Raw genomic sequence first — 15,176 nt, 5'->3', positions numbered from 1 at the left:
AACGGTCTATCGCTGTGTCGTCGGCGCCGGCTCGAAGCCTTTGGCGGTGGCGGCAGTGACAGTGTGAGGACGAGACTCCGGCGGCTCGGAATAGGCACGCGCGATCAGCGGCGTCAGCGTTGGCTCGAGGGATTTGAGCACTTGCACCGGCAAGGCGCTCGTGAAGCGATAACGCGCGGCGGCGGGTCCGGTCACGTACGCAGTCACTGTTCCGAAGTGGCGATCACCCAGCATGAAGGCAAATGTCGCCGTACGACTGATGACCTGTGTTGCGATCAGCCGTCCGCCGGGTCCGAAAATCTCGCGTTGATGATCCCCCGTCCCGGTTTTGCCGGCCATGACGAGGGGCGTACCCGTGGGGCCCTTGTACACGCCTTTGACCCGTATCGCAGTGCCGCGCTCGACGACATCGATCAGGGCGCTGCGCGCAGCCGCCGCCACCTCCGGCGACAACACCCGTCGGCCTTGTGCCTGCGTCAGCTGCATGAGTGTCTCGTAAGGCGTATCCGCTGCGAAGTGGAAGGCGTCGAAGCGTACCATCGGGAGGCGCACGCCGTCGTTCAACAGGATGCCCATCAATTCGGCGAGTGCGGCCGGACGGTCTCCCGAGGCGCCGATGGAGCTGGCATAGGAAGGCGTCAGAGCCCCGAACGGGTAACCGAGCCGTTTCCACGCCCGGTGGATTTGGGCAAAAGCCTCGTTCTCCAGCAAGGTGCGAATGCGCTTGTCTTGCGCGTAACGGCGGCTGGTCTTGAATAGCCAGCGATACACCTGTTGACGCTCCTGTGCGCTGGCGCCGACGACCTCGCCAAGGGTGGCGTTCGGATGCTCGACCAGATAGCTCACCAACCAAAGCTCAAGGGGATGGATACGCGCGATATACCCGCGATCCTGCAGGTCGAAGCGCTCCGTGGAGTATTTTTCGTAAAGGTCCGTGATGTCTTCGGCGGATAGGCCTTGGCCCACGTGGTGCGCCTGCAAATAATCCCGAAGAGCGGCAACGTCGCGATGCGGATAGACCGAGCGATATACGGTGGCCAGGCGTTTGGGAACGGGGTGCACGCTCCCGGTTAGGATATCCAGGGCTTCCTGAGGGGTTTTGTTCCGGTACTTGGCATAAAAGCGGCGCAGATACGCTTTCCCTTCCTGGTCCGCGAAGCGCTCCAGATACTGCTGCCGCTTTTCGCTGTCCTTCGCGTCCATCCAGCGTGCCACGCCATCGGGCTTATACAGGTGGTAGTAGACCACGTCGCGCATGAGCCGGATGAAGACCAAGTTCACCGATTCCTGCAGTGCCACGCGCAGGGACATAATCTTGGAATTATCGTCCTTATTGAAATTGGCGAAAGTGTGTAGCCCGCCGCCGGTAAAAAAAGCCTCTCCCGGGCTGGCCGAGTAGCGGCGCTCCAGCGCCGCCTCGAGCATGGCTGATAACCCGATCTTGCGGTTCGCAAGAAGCTGATCGACAACCCACCGCGACAGATGATCGCGCGGGTGAATCTCGGCCCGGCGCAGGGTCTCGCTCGGTTGGCCGGCATACTGGTCATAAAGTTCCGCGATGATTTCCAGGTAATGCACCAGGGTGCGCAGCTTGGCGGTCGAACCGAGGTCCAGCCGGATGCCCTCGTTCACATCGAGCGGCTGCTCGTTGTTGTCGGCCTGCACCCGCAACAGGTTTCCTTGGCTGCTGCGCTCGTACAGAACGAAGCTGTAAACGATCTCGCCAAAATCACTGTCGGTGCTGAGGAGCCGAAAACCCAAAACCCCTGCGGCACGCGCCTGCTCGGGCTCGCGCAGCCTGCGCAAAGCCTGGGCTACCGCCTGCTGAATGTCGTAATCGATGGTCGAGCGGGCGGTCAGATCGAGCCGGTCAAGGTCGTAGATCCGGCTCACACCCAAGGCGGTGGCAAGCCGGGCGCGCAATACGCTTTCGGTCTTCCGATCGATGAGGGGTGCCGCGGGCGTCAGATTGGCCTGGACGCTCGTAGCGCCTGACACGCTCAGCGCGGCATCGCGCAGCGCCGCCGGGATGACCCCCTGCGCGGCCAGCACGCGCAGATGGCTGTCGGCCAGGTTCTCCAGGTCGGCACGCCCTGCCAGGAGATAATACGCGGGGCGACGTTGCGCCAGCAGGAGGCACAACACCTGGCGATAGGCCAGCGCCTGTTCCGCGGTGATCCCCTCGCCGGTGGACAGGTTCGCGGCGCCGAGTAACTGGTTCACCGCAGCAAAATCCGATCCGAACCATGCCTGCAAACCATCGCCGAGTCCGTGCACTTCGCCGGAATCCGGTACGGCGGCGAGCGGCATGGAATTCAGGTAGGCCTGAACGATGCCGCGCCGTGCCTTCCGGGTGTCGGGGCCTAAGAGGTAAGCGCGCAGCGAGGCGCTGCTCATCTGCCGCAGCTTTTCCATGGGGTTGTCCGTACGGCCGCCGGGGGAATGGCGGTATTTCTCCATCTGGGTGGCGAGTGTGCTGCCGCCGGCCACGTTGATGTCGGCTCCGAGCTTGCGTGCGATCAGCTCCATGGTCGCACGCGCGAAGCGGTCCCACTCGATCGCAGGATTGAGGTGCGGATAACGGTCATCGAGCAATTCCCGGTTCTCGATGAAGAGTAAGGTTTTGATCACCAATGGCGGTATGGCGTCGAAATCGGGATAAATTCGGGTGGGGTAGGTTTTACTGAACAGGACTTCGCTATCGCGATCGAAGATCGTGAGACCGGCCTGGATCTTCTCGAAATAGGTGGCATAAAAGCCCTTGTCGACCACACGCAGCAATTCCGGCGAAAACCGTGCCTGCGCGGTTATGGAGAAGCCGAGGTTCCGGAGACGCTGCTGAAAGCTCGGAAGGGCCGTGTACCCGAGCCGTTCATCGTAGGGCCCGGCGCTCGGATAGCGGATGGCGGCGCTACCTCCCGGCTCCACCTGGAAGCGCAGATGCTCGTCGATCGAAGAGAGATAGCGTGATTGGAAATCCGATGTCTTGATTTCCTGGAAGATGTAAATGGCAGTGAGCGCCAGCAATGCCCCGGCCGTGCTCCAAACGGTGATCCTGAACAGTGCGCCGCTGCGTTGGCTCATATAAGCTAAAGGTCCTCCCGCCCGCCAAGAATTTATCAATCAGGCCCGTAAATACCCTCCTGGTATTTACGGGCCGCCGCCAAGGCCGGTACAGGCCCGACCTTGGCTCACGCGGCTTGTCGCCGCGCTAAGGAAACCCTGCCCCGGATTAACCAAAATAATAGCCCCAAACAGGGCGCCGCGAATATCGTGCGTGCGCCGCGATTGCAAGACAAGTTTCCATTCGATGCCAATGGGGTCCGCGGTAGATTCTACGGGAGTGCGACGTTTCATGTCCTGGGCTCAGATTGGCCGACTCCAGCCAGTCTACAACCCACCGGTTACGTGCAATCCGCCGATTCAGCCGACAAAGTCTTTGCGCATCATTGCCGATCCGAGCAGGACATAGAGCGGGATATCCAAAAGGGTGTCAAATCGACGTGTCCCATGTACCGCCGCATGAAGCGAAAATCGGAAAGCCTCGTGAATCAGCCCCCTCGGACAGTCTGCGACTGTCTCCGAGCTTATTTTGTCGCTTCAGAAAAGAATCCGAAAGCCGGAAAATCGACGTTATCGCGTACCCGGCGGAAAGCATTGAAGAGGGACGGCGGAGGCATCGGGCTTTGGTTATTTGCTTTAGTTTTCCTTAAGCGAAAGACCGACGCCTACCGACACGAAAGGACCGCAAGGCAAACGATAAAAGCCTGATCCGTTTCACGCCGCCCCGTTTCAGATGCCGAAACCTCCTAACAACCGGAATCCTTGCACTTCCGGCAACACTCGACGATGGTCCAGGCACCGCTTGCGGACCGCCGACGCAAGAATAGGTAGTCGGATGACAAAACCATTTGCTTGCACAAAGGACATCGGTACTTGGAAGACTGAAGATAGGTTTTCTCTTGCTTTTTCATGAACATACTTCTTGAGAAATTTAAGTGGAATATTGCGTGAGCTTCACGCCCTTTCGCATTCCGACGGCGTCGTCTCTCCGTGAGGCCGGAATGACCAGCCATGCCAATCGGTTGTCTCCCCTATGAGCGCCGGCGTCTCGCCATCGCGATACCGCTGCCACATCGCTTCGAACAAGCCTTCCAGATGGCGCGTATAAGCCCGGATATCGAACAGCGGCGCGCTAAGCCGATTCGCGGCAAGTTTGTGTTTGATTCGGGATAGATGCTCCGGGCGGGTGGCCAGGTCGAACGCCAGGTCGTAGTAACTTTCGAGATCGTCGGCGATCAGCTCGGGCAAACCGATCGCGTGCAAGAGACTCCCCGCCACCCGCGAAGGAAAGGTTTCGCCCGCGCAGGTCACCAGGGGGACGCCGGCCCACAGTGCGTCGCTGGCCGTCGTGTGCGCATTGTAGGGCAGCGTGTCCAGCACCAGGTCAGCGAGCCCCAGGCGGCCCAGGTGTTCGACCTGCGGCTTGTCATCCGCAAAAACGAGCCTATCCGGCGAGATCCCGCGTTGATAGGCTTCATTTCTGAGATTGCCTTCCGCCAGTGTGCTCTTAAGCAGCCAGAGCACGCTTCCGGGCACGTCGGCAAGCAGCCTGCACCAGATGTCGAAAACGTCCGGCGTTATTTTGTAAGCCTGGTTGAAACAGCAAAACACGAATCCCTGTTCTGCCAATCCGGCCTCGGCGCGCGTGGGCCGAACCCCTATCGGGCTTTGGCGGCCGTGAGGCTGATAGGTGTTGGGCAGGTACGCGAAGGCTTCGCTGTAGTCGTCCGCGCTGCCGGGCGGCGTCAGAAACGGATCGGTGATGATGTAGTCGCAGAATTCGCCGCCCAAGGTTCCGGGATACCCCAGGTAATTCACCTGGATGGGCGCCGGGCGGAAGGTAAGAATGGCGGTGCGGGTAGCCTGGGTATAGCCCTTGAGATCGATGAGAATGTCCACTTCGTCCTGATGAATCGCCTGGGCGGCCTCGGACGTGGACAAAGTCTGGATGTCGACGAATCGGTCGAAGCTTTTCTTGAGGCGCTCCCGCATGCCCTTGCCGTCGTCCGGGCCGTATGAATAGGCGAATACCTCGAAGCGCTCCCGGTCGTGGGATTCGAGCAACTCCACCAGCAGCAGCGACGTGGCATGCTCGTGAAAATCGCAGGACAGGTACCCCAAACGTATTTTCGGCCTCGCCGCCGAGCGGAACGTAAACGCCAGAGCGGCCCGCTCCGCAGCGGACGCCTCGATGCGCGTCTTCATCCAGAGATCGGCACACGCGCGCTGCTCGCCCGCGCTCATGCCGGGCAGGGACAGCAAGTGAAACGGCGAAATCATCCCTGTCTCGCTTTTCGCGAGGATGGCTCGTATCTTTCCGCGCCATTCGTCGAGACGCTCCCACTCGCACATGCGTCGGCTCAAGTCGTAGAACTTCATGGGGTTTTCACTCTGGAACCGGCGCCGATACCCGCCGAAAGATACATCGGTCTTGCGCTGAGCTCCTTATTTAAGCGGACAGGGACCCTTGCGGCCATCGGTGCGTCTTGAAATCAAGCTCACACGCGGCTCCGTAGACGTTTTGATTTGGGAATCCCTCCGGCACTCCGGGCAGGAATAAGTTTGTGTGTCCTGAAGGGCCTTGGAGGAATATGAATAGGATATTCGCCACGTGATTTCCACACGGAACACGCAGCCGCAAAACCCGCAGGTTTGTTGGAAGTTGCTGGCCGTGAGAGAAGAATCGCAGGGTGTTGAACTCGTGGATAGCATCTCGACCTCTGAAGTTTGGTTCGCCATCAGCCTGCCCGAGGAGGCTTGCCCAAGGCATTCCGAATGATCCCTAGCATTCCTGTACGAATTGTCCTTGGTCTTGGAACAGTGCGCTTTCGGCGGAGAAATGTCCAGAAGACGGGCGAAATAAATTTAATTAGGTTATTCCGAAGAATGCGCGTATCCTGACGCTAGTTTGTCGCGGCTGAAGACCGGTCTTCGCCACGAGGATACGGAATTTCCCACTCAGTCCATGCCGCGAGGCACCTGTTAATCCCGCCTCCTCCTGCAAACCGCACGCGGTGCGTCCGTTTCGGACGACCCTGTGGTCACCTCAACCCAATCGCTCACGCTCAACCGGTGCCGTGCGTTTCACGCGGCAGGCCAGAGCCAGGAAAAAAAGATAATGGCTTTTACTTCTCTGGGGCTTTCCAAGGCCCTTTTGCGCGCCGTGGCCGAACAAGGCTATGCGGCCCCCACGCCTATTCAAGCCCAGGCGATTCCCGCCGTACTCGACGGCCGGGACTTGCTCGCCGCGGCCCAAACCGGAACCGGCAAGACTGCCGCCTTCACCCTGCCTTTGCTGCAGCGTTTGACCGAAAGCAGCGGAACCCATCATCGGCCGGACCGCTCCCCTAGAGCGCTGGTTCTGGTGCCTACCCGCGAATTGGCCGCGCAGGTCAGCGAAAGCGTGCGCATCTATGGCCGATACACCGGGATCCGGACGGCGGTAATTTTCGGCGGCGTAGGGTTTCAGCCGCAGGTGGCCGCTCTGCGCCGGGGCGCCGATCTTCTGATCGCTACCCCCGGACGTCTGCTGGACCTCATAGCTCAGCAACACGCAAACCTCGCCGGAATCGAGTATCTCGTGCTGGACGAGGCCGACCGCATGCTCGACATGGGGTTCATCCATGACATCAGGCGTATCCTGGGATTACTGCCGAAAGTCCGCCAGAACCTCTTGTTTTCCGCAACTTTCTCCGATGACATCCGCACGCTTGCGGCGAGGCTCCTGCATCAGCCTCTGAGCATCGAGGTGGCACCGCGCAATGCGCCGGCCGAGATGGTCAGTCAGTCGATCTATCACGTGCCGAAGACGGGAAAGCAGGTATTGCTCGCTCATCTTCTCACCAGCGGGCGCTGGGGTCAGACCCTGGTCTTCACTCGAACCAAGCACGGCGCCAACAAGTTGGCGGAGCAGCTCGACCGGGATGGCTTTCGCGTCGCGGTGATTCACGGCAACAAGAGCCAGTCCGCGAGGACCCAGGCTCTGGCCGATTTCAAGGCGGACCGCGTGCAGATTCTGGTGGCCACCGACATCGCCGCCCGCGGCCTGGACATTCAGCAGCTTCCCCATGTGGTCAACTACGAACTCCCGCACGTTCCCGAGGATTACGTGCACCGCATTGGCCGCACCGGCCGTGCGGGCGCGGACGGCGCCGCGGTTTCGCTCGTATGCAGGGATGAGGCTCCGCAGTTGCGGGACATCGAGCGCCTGCTCGGTCGGCGATTGCCCGCCCACCCGGTGCCGGAAGAAATCCTGTCGACCATGACGACAGAGCCGGCGGTTCCGCGCACGCCGCCGAAGCCCATGCCGCGTCCAAATGCCCGCGCGAATACGCGCCATCGCACTGCAAACCCGCCTCGCCGCGCACTTTGATACCTCGCTGAGCGCTACCGAGAGGAGACCGATTAATGCAGGGAATCTATGCCGGCGATTCGCCGTCCGACTTCACCGAAAACGAATTCACCGGTTTGTTCGGCCAGCACCGCCGAGTGCGGGCTATGGAACTGGCAAGGCTCACTTCCGGCGGCCGCTGCCCCGGTTTCGGCCTCGTTGAAATCAAGGGCCGCGAGGCCCGCGCCGCGATCAGTGTCCTGAAAAGGTACGCCCAGCGCGGCAACTGTCTTCGTATCAGCGAAGAGCGTCCCCGTGGGCGAAGCGGCGGCAAAAGGCGTCGTTTAACGGCTGATCGACCGTATCGGCAGCCATCCTTTTGATTTTTTATTTTTCCTTTTAGGAGTTTTTTATGAGCAAGAAATTGTACGTCGGCAATCTGAGCTACACCGTGAGCAGCCGCGATCTCGAAGAGATGTTCGCCACGCACGGCGCGGTGGACTCCGCGAATGTCATCATGGACCGCGACACCGGCCGCTCCAAAGGCTTCGGATTCGTTGAAATGAGCAACGACCAAGAGGCTCAGGCCGCCATTTCCGCCCTGAACGGCAAAGATGTCGACGGGCGCAGTCTGACCGTCAACGAAGCGCGTCCGCGAGAGGAAAGATCCGGCGGCGGCTTTGGCGGTGGTCGCGGTGGTTTCGGGGGTGGACGCCGGTACTAAAAACCGCTTCGGCCTGGAAGCCGGCCGTTATCCCGGCCGACAAAGATCAACGCATAAAAAAGGCCGATCTGCGCCATCGCGCCGCCGGCCTTTTTTGCCATCGAAATATAAAAACCTTAACCCTTCGCTTTTCCGCTAGCCGGGTCTGTTGCCAGTGGTAACATGAATTAGCGGGATGTCGGCCTATCCCTTCCTGGGGGGCGACGCGACATCCCTATTTCTGTGCTCGAATGCCGCTTCCCTACCGCCCTTTCGAGTGCGATTTATTTAAGCGCCGAGCTTCGGCCGAAAAAAATACGTGCGAGCTCTTACGTAGATCTCCTCTAATGGCGGCGGTCAAACGGAGATTTCGTGACTGATGTCAAATTCATTTCAAATTGAAAGTGTTACTGTTGGTTCACGCCTAGATCGGCAGTGACGGTTGACCATCCGGTGCAGCCCCCATGGCGCGGTCGCTATCCCGAATATGCCGGCGTGGGAACCTTCCTCACACAAGTGTTCTTCGGCGGAAAGTCGGAGCCCCGCAGAGGTTAAGGAAGCTCTGATTAAGTCCTTCGACAGGCCTGTCCTGAGCCAAGTCGAAGGGCATGAACGGAATCCACTTGTTCAGAGCTTCCTTAACTTTTCCTAGCCCCTCCGACCAGAGTGGGTCTCCTTCTAGCCGAAATTCCGAATATCGACGGCACCTAGAGACTAGGTGCCAGTTTTTTACATGAGATCTTGAAATCAGAGGGAAACGATGGCGACTAGAAAATATCGCCTGTGCCACCATCCGGAATTGATTCAACGCTTATTGGATGCAGCCGACATGATCTATCTCGATCCTCAGGGAAACCGCGCCAGACTTAACCGTCTCCTAGGTCTCGTCGAAAGATTGCAGGGTAGAAATCCGCTGATCACGCCCCCTCGTCATTATCATTTCGGCTCCGCTTCCCGCTCCAGGTCTGCTCCGTTCAACCCACCGATGAATGCCGAATGCTCGAACGGCGCCGAACCGTCCTCGCCCGAGCAATTGGAAGAGGCCGTCGGGCGCCGGAGACGCGCCTCAAAACCCTTTCACTCGTGAGGGGCTGATCGCTCCCAAACTGCCGACGCGTGCCGAACCTTCGTCGGCTCGCCCTGTCCCACTGTTACGGACCGCAAGCAGGCGGTTCTTGATCGTCAGCATGATGAAAATCCGAGAACGGAGGGAAACCCCATGGAAGTAAGAGAAATCATGACCCCCAACCCGGTCTGCTGTACCCCGGACACCCATTTGGAAGCTATCGCACGACTGATGGTACGGCACGACTGCGGCGAGATACCGGTCGTCGAGAACGAGGAATCGATGCGGCTGGTCGGCGTCGTCACCGATCGCGATATCGTCTGCCGCAGCTTGGCTCAGGGCAAGAATCCAATGGACATGACCGCACGGGAATGCATGTCCACCCCGTGCGTCACGGTTACACCCGAAACTTCGCTGGAAGACTGCTGCAAAGTGATGGAAGAACATCGAATCCGGCGTGTGCCGGTAGCCGATCGAAGCGGGCGCTGCTGCGGAATGGTTTCCCAGGCGGATATAGCCCGGCGTGCCCCGACCCAGCAGACGGCGGAAGTGCTCAAGGAAGTCTCTCAGCCAAAATCTACCGCGGCACCTGCCATGGCTTAGGGCTTGCCGCCAGGCAGCAAGCCCTGATGGCAATGGATCAATTCATTCTCCAGCATACCCCGGAAGCGTTAAATGGGACGGCATCATCTCCGCCGTTCGCTTTTCGGCTTATGGCGAAGTGAAAACCAAACTGCTCCAGCACCATTCGATTGGCGTTGACGCATACGGGTATATACCTTCACAAACGTTGCGGACGGGATGATTATCCCGTCCCGACGAGTGAGTATGTGGAAATCCATAGCGCAAGAATCGGATGTTATCGAATCGCATGGCGGTTTGAATTAGAACCTTCAAGGTGCAGTAGGTCGGCAATCCTTTCCCAATCGCAAACGGTCGCTTTTTGTCGCGACCCTTCCGAGAACGCCCCTCACCGATCCCGTGTGTCGGCAAAGGATTGCCGACCTACGAATTTTCTCAATCGTCACCCCTAAACCGCGGTGAAAAACGCTCTAGCTCGAGATAACGGATTTGTTCCTGTCCTAAAGATAAGCAATGCAACGACCTTTGCCGCCGCGGGTTATCGCCGGAACTGTTGCCGCCTAGCCGGTTTCCGAAAAGAATACTCATTCCAGCCGATAACCCGCCGCCTTCCACGCCTTCATGCTTCCCGGAATGTTGTATACCTCCTTGAATCCGCCGCGTTTCAGCAGACTCGCCGCGATGCTCGACCGATAACCGCTCCCGCAATAAGTGACGATCGGTTTGGTGCGATCGAAGGAGTGGAGATGGTCCGGCAAAAAAGGCGCATAGAGATGCAGAGCGCCAGGAATATGGCCCTGGTTCCACTCGGCAGGGCTTCGCACATCCAGGACCTGGATATCGCTCCTGCCGCTGTCTATCCGTCCTTTCAACTGGTGTACGCTCATTTCCGGCATATGATCGAAAGGCAAGCCCGCTTCGAACCAGCCGCGCATGCCTTTGCCCAGATAGCCATCGATTTTCTCGAATCCGATGCGCAGCAGGTGACGCTGAACCGTTTCGAGATCGTCCTCTTCCGCCAGAACCAACAAAATCCGCTGGTTAGGCCTAAGCGTCCAGCCGGCCCACGTCGGAAACTCCTCGCGCAAGGCGATGTTCAATGCACCCTGGATATGCCCCCCGCCGAAGGCTTCGATTTCGCGGGTATCGAGGACCACCGTGTCGGGCTTGCCCATCTCGATTTGGAACACGTGCGGCTCGAGCATCGGAATCGGCGGCACGCAGGCCAGCACCCGAGGCCCGTGGGTATTCACGTCCTTGAGATGAGCGTAATAGAACGGCGCAGGTTGCAGCGAGCCGAGCTGGTTCTTCACGAACTCGTCCTCGTTATCGGCTAGAAGCTTGGGATTATGCCGCCGCTCGTAACCCAGCGTGCTGATCAGCCGGTCGCCGATATTGCCGCCGCACGGCGATCCTTTGCCGTGTGCCGGGTAGATCGTCAACTCGTCGCCCAGCGGGAGGAGCTTATCGAAGAGCGAGTGATAGAGTCGGCGGGTCATTCCGTCGGCCTCTTCCTTCCCGAGCAGATCGGTACGGCCGATATCCCCGCAGAACAGCGTATCGCCGGTAAAGACTCCCCAGGGCGCCTCGGCGCCCTTGCCGCCGCTTACTCGGTAACACACATGTTCGGGCGTATGCCCCGGCGTGTGAAGCGCCTGCAATGAGAGATTTCCTATCCGTATCGTGTCGCCGTCCTTGACGGCTTCGTGGTCAAAGGTGCGTTCGTTCGATTCGCCTGCGTAAATCGTCGCGCCGGTCTGCGCCGCGAGCTCCCGGCTGCCCGATACGAAATCTTCGTGGACATGGGTTTCCAGGATATGGCTGATACGAACGTCGCGGTCCTTGGCGATTTCCAAATAGATTTGAATGTCCCGACGCGGGTCGACGACGGCGCAAACGCCGGCGCTCTCGTCGCCCAGCATATAGGACAAATGGGAAAGCCCTTCCGACTTGATCGTTTCCAGAAACATGATTGCCTCCTAATCGGCGTGAGCCTGTTCTTCCGATGGCGAGACGGCCGGCCATTCCTCGTCCAAATACGTATCGCGGACGGTTCCGAGCCGGGTATTGCCGTGTACCGCCGCGCCGTCCGAATCGACAACTTCCACCTGAAAGCCCGGATAGGTCTGGCGGAAACGCGTCGCCTTCCATTTCTCCACGCTCAGGTCGTTCTTCGCCGGCGATTCGAAGGGATACGGCGGCAGGCCCATGCGGTCGCCGCGCACGTCCCGCCCGTCCAGGTGGAGAATACGCACCGCGAATCCCTCGACATCCCAGATCTGCTTCTCCACGTTCATGACCTTGGCCATAAGCCTTTCTCCACTGCCCTATGCCGAGCCGAGTAGGTCGGGAATCCTTTGTCGACGTCAGCCGGTGGATAATCGGCTTCGTCGGCAAGGGATTGCCGAACTACGATCTCCTATCCCGAGCCGCAACATCCCGGCCCATTCAACCGGCGCTTCCATCAGTGCCTAGCTCATAGGATGTGCTGAACGAAGTGAAGCGCATCATTCGCGACCCCCTATCCCGAGCCACGACACATCGTCCCGTTCAACCGGCGCTTGCGTCCGAATCCAGCCGCGCGACGCGGTCATGCAGCGCTGCGGCGATGCGCTGCTCCGGACGCTCGCCCCGGCCCTCCCGCTCCAGTTCGTCCGCCGTCGCCGGCGGACCGAAGCGCACCTCGATCGGCCGGAAACGTGGCACCCAGCTCCCCACCGGCAGCGCCATGTAACTTCCGCCGATCCAGACCGGGACGGCCGGCACGCGCGCCGCCCGGAGCAGCAGACCGATCCCGGTCTCGAACGGCCGGAGCTTTCCGCTTTCGGAACGGCCGCTCTCGGCGAACCACACCAGATTGTTGCCCCGCTTGAGCGCCAATACGGCCAGGGCGAGACTGGCTAAAGGACCCCGCCGGGGATCGACAGGCAGCGTGCCGGTCGAACGGCTGGCCTGCCGCATCAACGCGTTCCGAAACATGACCCCGGTATAACCCGCCCAACAGGTTCTCGGGAGCTGGTCCCGCGGCAGGACCGCGGCAATGGCCATGGGGTCGAGATAGCTGACATGGTTCGGCGCCAGAATGAACGGCCCATTCTTCGGCAGGTGCTCCTGTCCTTTGGCCTTGACGTCGAACGCCCGTTCCATCAGCCAGCGGTCGAAGCCGAACAAAAGAACGCCCAGAGCGCTCGACCAGGTTCCCGGCGGCTCGACCCAGGCGCGTTGGTCCGCGCCCACCAAGGCTTCCGGCTGAGACAGCCGGGCCAACGGGTCCTTGACTTCGCCCGCCAGGCCGCCGCCCGCTTCGGCGCCTTCCCGCAACAGATCGCGGACGGTTTGCACGCGGCTGATGGTTTCCTCGTCGAGATCGACCCCGGTGGCCGCGCCCATTTCGAGGGTCAGCGTCAGCCATTCGAGCGAATCCACGCCCAGATCGAGCTGGAGATTCGTATCCGGCATCAGCCGCACGTCGGGAAAGCGCTCGGCCAGCCATTGCCAGATTTGGCGGGCGTTCGGTGCCTCCAGCAATTGCTGGTCTTCGGGCGCCATCCGTTCGAAGGGCAAGGGACCCGTTTCCCCGGCCGCCGCCTTTCCCTTCTGTTTGGCCTTCTCGTAAATTTCGTCGAGCTCATGCCGCCTAAGCTTGCCGAGGTGCGTCCGGGGCAGCGGGTCCGGCGTGATGACGTAATCGCCGATTCGATTGTGCGAGGGCAATCGACCGGACTGCGCCTCGACGTCCTTGCGGATCAGCGCTTCGAGGTCCCCGCCCTCGCGGGTCGCGGCCGGTGCCGGCACGATCAGGGCCACCAGCCGGCCCTTTTTCTCCAGCACGGCGACTTCCTTGATGCGCGGGCCCTGGCCCAGAATCTCCTCGACGTACTCGGGGCGGATGTTTTCGCCGCCGGGCAGCACGATCATTTCCGAGGCGCGCCCGACGAGGCGCAGGTATCCGCCGTCCAAATAGCCGAGATCGCCGGTACGGAAAAAACCGTCGGGGGTGAACGCCTCCCGTGTCTTGTCGGGCAGATTTCGGTAGCCCGAGAAGACGTTGGTGCCTCTGGCCAGCACCTCGCCGTGTTCGGCCGGAGGCTCGGGTTCCGCGATGCGGATTTCGACGCCGGGCAGCGGCGTCCCGGCGGTATCGAGACGGCTCCGGCCGGGCACGTTGAACGTCAGCACCGGCGAGGTTTCGGTCAGGCCGTAACCCGTTGCCATGTCAAAACCCAGGCCGACCAGCTTGAACGCCAGGTCCGGCGCGAGCATCGCGCCGCCGCACAGCATCATGCGCAGATCCGGGGCGAACTGACGGTGCAGCGAAAGGAATAACCCGCGGCCGATGGTAAGGTCCGAATGCCGGCGCAGCGCGCTCGCGAGATCCAGGCCGAGATGAAACAGCTTGTCCGCCAAAATTCCGTGCTGCCGGACTTGGGTTTCGATCGCCCCGAACAGCGCCTCGTACATGCGCGGAACCCCGACCAGGAATGTGGCCTTCCCTTCCCTGAGCGCCCGCAACAGTTCGGGCCCGGTCAGCGACAGCGGAAAGATGAAGGGAACTCCTGCGGCAAGCGGCGTCAGCAAGCCTATGGTGAAGGGATAGACGTGATGCAGAGGCAGCGGCAGCAGAAAGCGTTCCTGTTCTCCGACCACGTGAAGATCGAGTATGGCCTGGAGATTGCTTGCGAGGTTCCGATGGCTGAGCGGCACCCCTTTCGGTGGACCGGTCGTCCCGGAGGTGTAGAAAAGCACGGCGATGTCCTCCGGTGCGGCCGGAGTACCCGGCTTTTCCGCATCGGAGCAATGGCGCCGCCAATCGAACTCGTCACCCCGTTCCGCATCCAGCAGGATCGGACGGAGATCGCGTTTGAGACCTAAGCGATCGAGGCGCTGGAGCTGACGGCGCGTGGTGAACAACCAGCCGACCCCGCTGTCGGCCAGCACGTGCCGGAGGTCCTCGTCGCCCATCTGGGCATCGATCAGAACCGGCACGATCCCCGCCGCGATCGAGCCGAGACAGGCCACCACCCATTCCGGACTATTGGGCGCAAAAAGGCCCACGGCATCGCCCGGCCGCAACCCCGATTCGACTAGCCCGGCCCCCAAGCGCTGCACGGAGCGGGCGAGCTTCCCGTAAGACCAGGTTTCGGTGCGTTTTTTCAGAAACGCCACAATCGCCGGCTTGCCGCCCTGCCCTTCGAGCGCCCGGATCAATTGCTGCAAGGTGTCTATCGCCACGGCTCCGTCCCTCATCGGGCAAACTGCCCGGTAATCCTTAGAAAAACCAGGCCGCGGGTACGTTCCCGTTGCCGTGATTCGAGAAACCTCGGAAAATCGTGCCGGTAGCGACCGTCGACATCTCGGCGCCGGCATGTCCCGACTCTGTTACGCTCGTCTCGAACGTTTCGTGCCGTCATGGAAAGTGGCCCCGCCGAATG

The 15,176-nt window shown here is 60.6% G+C and carries 10 protein-coding genes; 5 read left to right on the top strand and 5 right to left on the bottom strand.

Annotated features, from left to right (window positions below; genetic code table 11):
• Nucleotides 1-6 precede the first annotated feature (6 nt).
• Nucleotides 7-3,084, bottom strand: a complete 3,078-nt coding sequence (locus tag ACWJJK_RS08745; RefSeq protein ID WP_156879987.1) for a transglycosylase domain-containing protein — start codon at nt 3,082-3,084, stop codon at nt 7-9.
• Nucleotides 3,085-4,017: 933 nt separating this feature from the next.
• The gene (locus ACWJJK_RS08740; RefSeq protein ID WP_077731103.1) at nt 4,018-5,442 is read right to left on the bottom strand and encodes an O-linked N-acetylglucosamine transferase, SPINDLY family protein; all 1,425 of its coding nucleotides are present in this window, start codon (nt 5,440-5,442) and stop codon (nt 4,018-4,020) included.
• Between the two features lie 739 nt (nt 5,443-6,181).
• On the opposite strand from ACWJJK_RS08740, the gene ACWJJK_RS08735 reads away from it, so the two are divergent.
• The 5 genes from ACWJJK_RS08735 to ACWJJK_RS08715 all read left to right on the top strand — a co-directional run bounded on the left by ACWJJK_RS08735 (nt 6,182) and on the right by ACWJJK_RS08715 (nt 9,765).
• A complete protein-coding gene (locus ACWJJK_RS08735) occupies nt 6,182-7,435 on the top strand; it encodes a DEAD/DEAH box helicase (protein WP_077731104.1) in 1,254 nt (417 codons plus the stop codon).
• A 35-nt stretch (nt 7,436-7,470) separates the two neighbouring features.
• Nucleotides 7,471-7,776: an RNA-binding protein gene (locus ACWJJK_RS08730; RefSeq protein WP_086133287.1), complete on the top strand. Its 306-nt coding sequence runs from the start codon at nt 7,471-7,473 to the stop codon at nt 7,774-7,776.
• 29 nt (nt 7,777-7,805) lie between these two features.
• Nucleotides 7,806-8,117, top strand: coding sequence for an RNA recognition motif domain-containing protein (locus tag ACWJJK_RS08725; protein ID WP_077731106.1), 312 nt, complete (start codon nt 7,806-7,808; stop codon nt 8,115-8,117).
• A gap of 739 nt (nt 8,118-8,856) precedes the next feature.
• The gene (locus ACWJJK_RS08720) at nt 8,857-9,183 is read left to right on the top strand and encodes a hypothetical protein (RefSeq protein WP_077731107.1); all 327 of its coding nucleotides are present in this window, start codon (nt 8,857-8,859) and stop codon (nt 9,181-9,183) included.
• A gap of 132 nt (nt 9,184-9,315) precedes the next feature.
• Nucleotides 9,316-9,765 (top strand): CBS domain-containing protein, encoded by a 450-nt coding sequence (locus ACWJJK_RS08715; protein ID WP_454128882.1) that lies wholly within the window; start codon nt 9,316-9,318, stop codon nt 9,763-9,765.
• 563 nt (nt 9,766-10,328) lie between these two features.
• On the opposite strand, the gene ACWJJK_RS08710 is transcribed toward ACWJJK_RS08715, so the two are convergent.
• The 3 genes from ACWJJK_RS08710 to ACWJJK_RS08700 all read right to left on the bottom strand — a co-directional run bounded on the left by ACWJJK_RS08710 (nt 10,329) and on the right by ACWJJK_RS08700 (nt 14,991).
• Nucleotides 10,329-11,714 (bottom strand): rhodanese-like domain-containing protein, encoded by a 1,386-nt coding sequence (locus ACWJJK_RS08710; protein WP_434113112.1) that lies wholly within the window; start codon nt 11,712-11,714, stop codon nt 10,329-10,331.
• 9 nt (nt 11,715-11,723) lie between these two features.
• On the bottom strand, nt 11,724-12,053 hold the full coding sequence (locus ACWJJK_RS08705) for a hypothetical protein (protein WP_205780809.1): 330 nt from the start codon (nt 12,051-12,053) through the stop codon (nt 11,724-11,726).
• A 241-nt stretch (nt 12,054-12,294) separates the two neighbouring features.
• Nucleotides 12,295-14,991, bottom strand: a complete 2,697-nt coding sequence (locus tag ACWJJK_RS08700) for an AMP-binding protein (protein ID WP_454128881.1) — start codon at nt 14,989-14,991, stop codon at nt 12,295-12,297.
• Between the last annotated feature and the right edge of the window lie 185 nt (nt 14,992-15,176).

The sequence above is a fragment of the Methylocaldum gracile genome (genome assembly GCF_053646815.1).
This window is presented reverse-complemented; position numbering and strand designations above follow the sequence as displayed.

Bases quoted from the DNA above. Each gene is read 5' to 3' on its own strand.
- ACWJJK_RS08710 (WP_434113112.1), bottom strand. From the start codon at position 11,714: ATGTTTCTGGAAACGATCAAGTCGGAAGGGCTTTCCCATTTGTCCTAT.
- ACWJJK_RS08715 (WP_454128882.1), top strand. From the start codon at position 9,316: ATGGAAGTAAGAGAAATCATGACCCCCAACCCGGTCTGCTGTACCCCG.
- ACWJJK_RS08745 (WP_156879987.1), bottom strand. From the start codon at position 3,084: ATGAGCCAACGCAGCGGCGCACTGTTCAGGATCACCGTTTGGAGCACG.
- ACWJJK_RS08735 (WP_077731104.1), top strand. From the start codon at position 6,182: ATGGCTTTTACTTCTCTGGGGCTTTCCAAGGCCCTTTTGCGCGCCGTG.
- ACWJJK_RS08725 (WP_077731106.1), top strand. From the start codon at position 7,806: ATGAGCAAGAAATTGTACGTCGGCAATCTGAGCTACACCGTGAGCAGC.
- ACWJJK_RS08730 (WP_086133287.1), top strand. From the start codon at position 7,471: ATGCAGGGAATCTATGCCGGCGATTCGCCGTCCGACTTCACCGAAAAC.
- ACWJJK_RS08700 (WP_454128881.1), bottom strand. From the start codon at position 14,991: ATGAGGGACGGAGCCGTGGCGATAGACACCTTGCAGCAATTGATCCGG.
- ACWJJK_RS08705 (WP_205780809.1), bottom strand. From the start codon at position 12,053: ATGGCCAAGGTCATGAACGTGGAGAAGCAGATCTGGGATGTCGAGGGA.
- ACWJJK_RS08740 (WP_077731103.1), bottom strand. From the start codon at position 5,442: ATGAAGTTCTACGACTTGAGCCGACGCATGTGCGAGTGGGAGCGTCTC.
- ACWJJK_RS08720 (WP_077731107.1), top strand. From the start codon at position 8,857: ATGGCGACTAGAAAATATCGCCTGTGCCACCATCCGGAATTGATTCAA.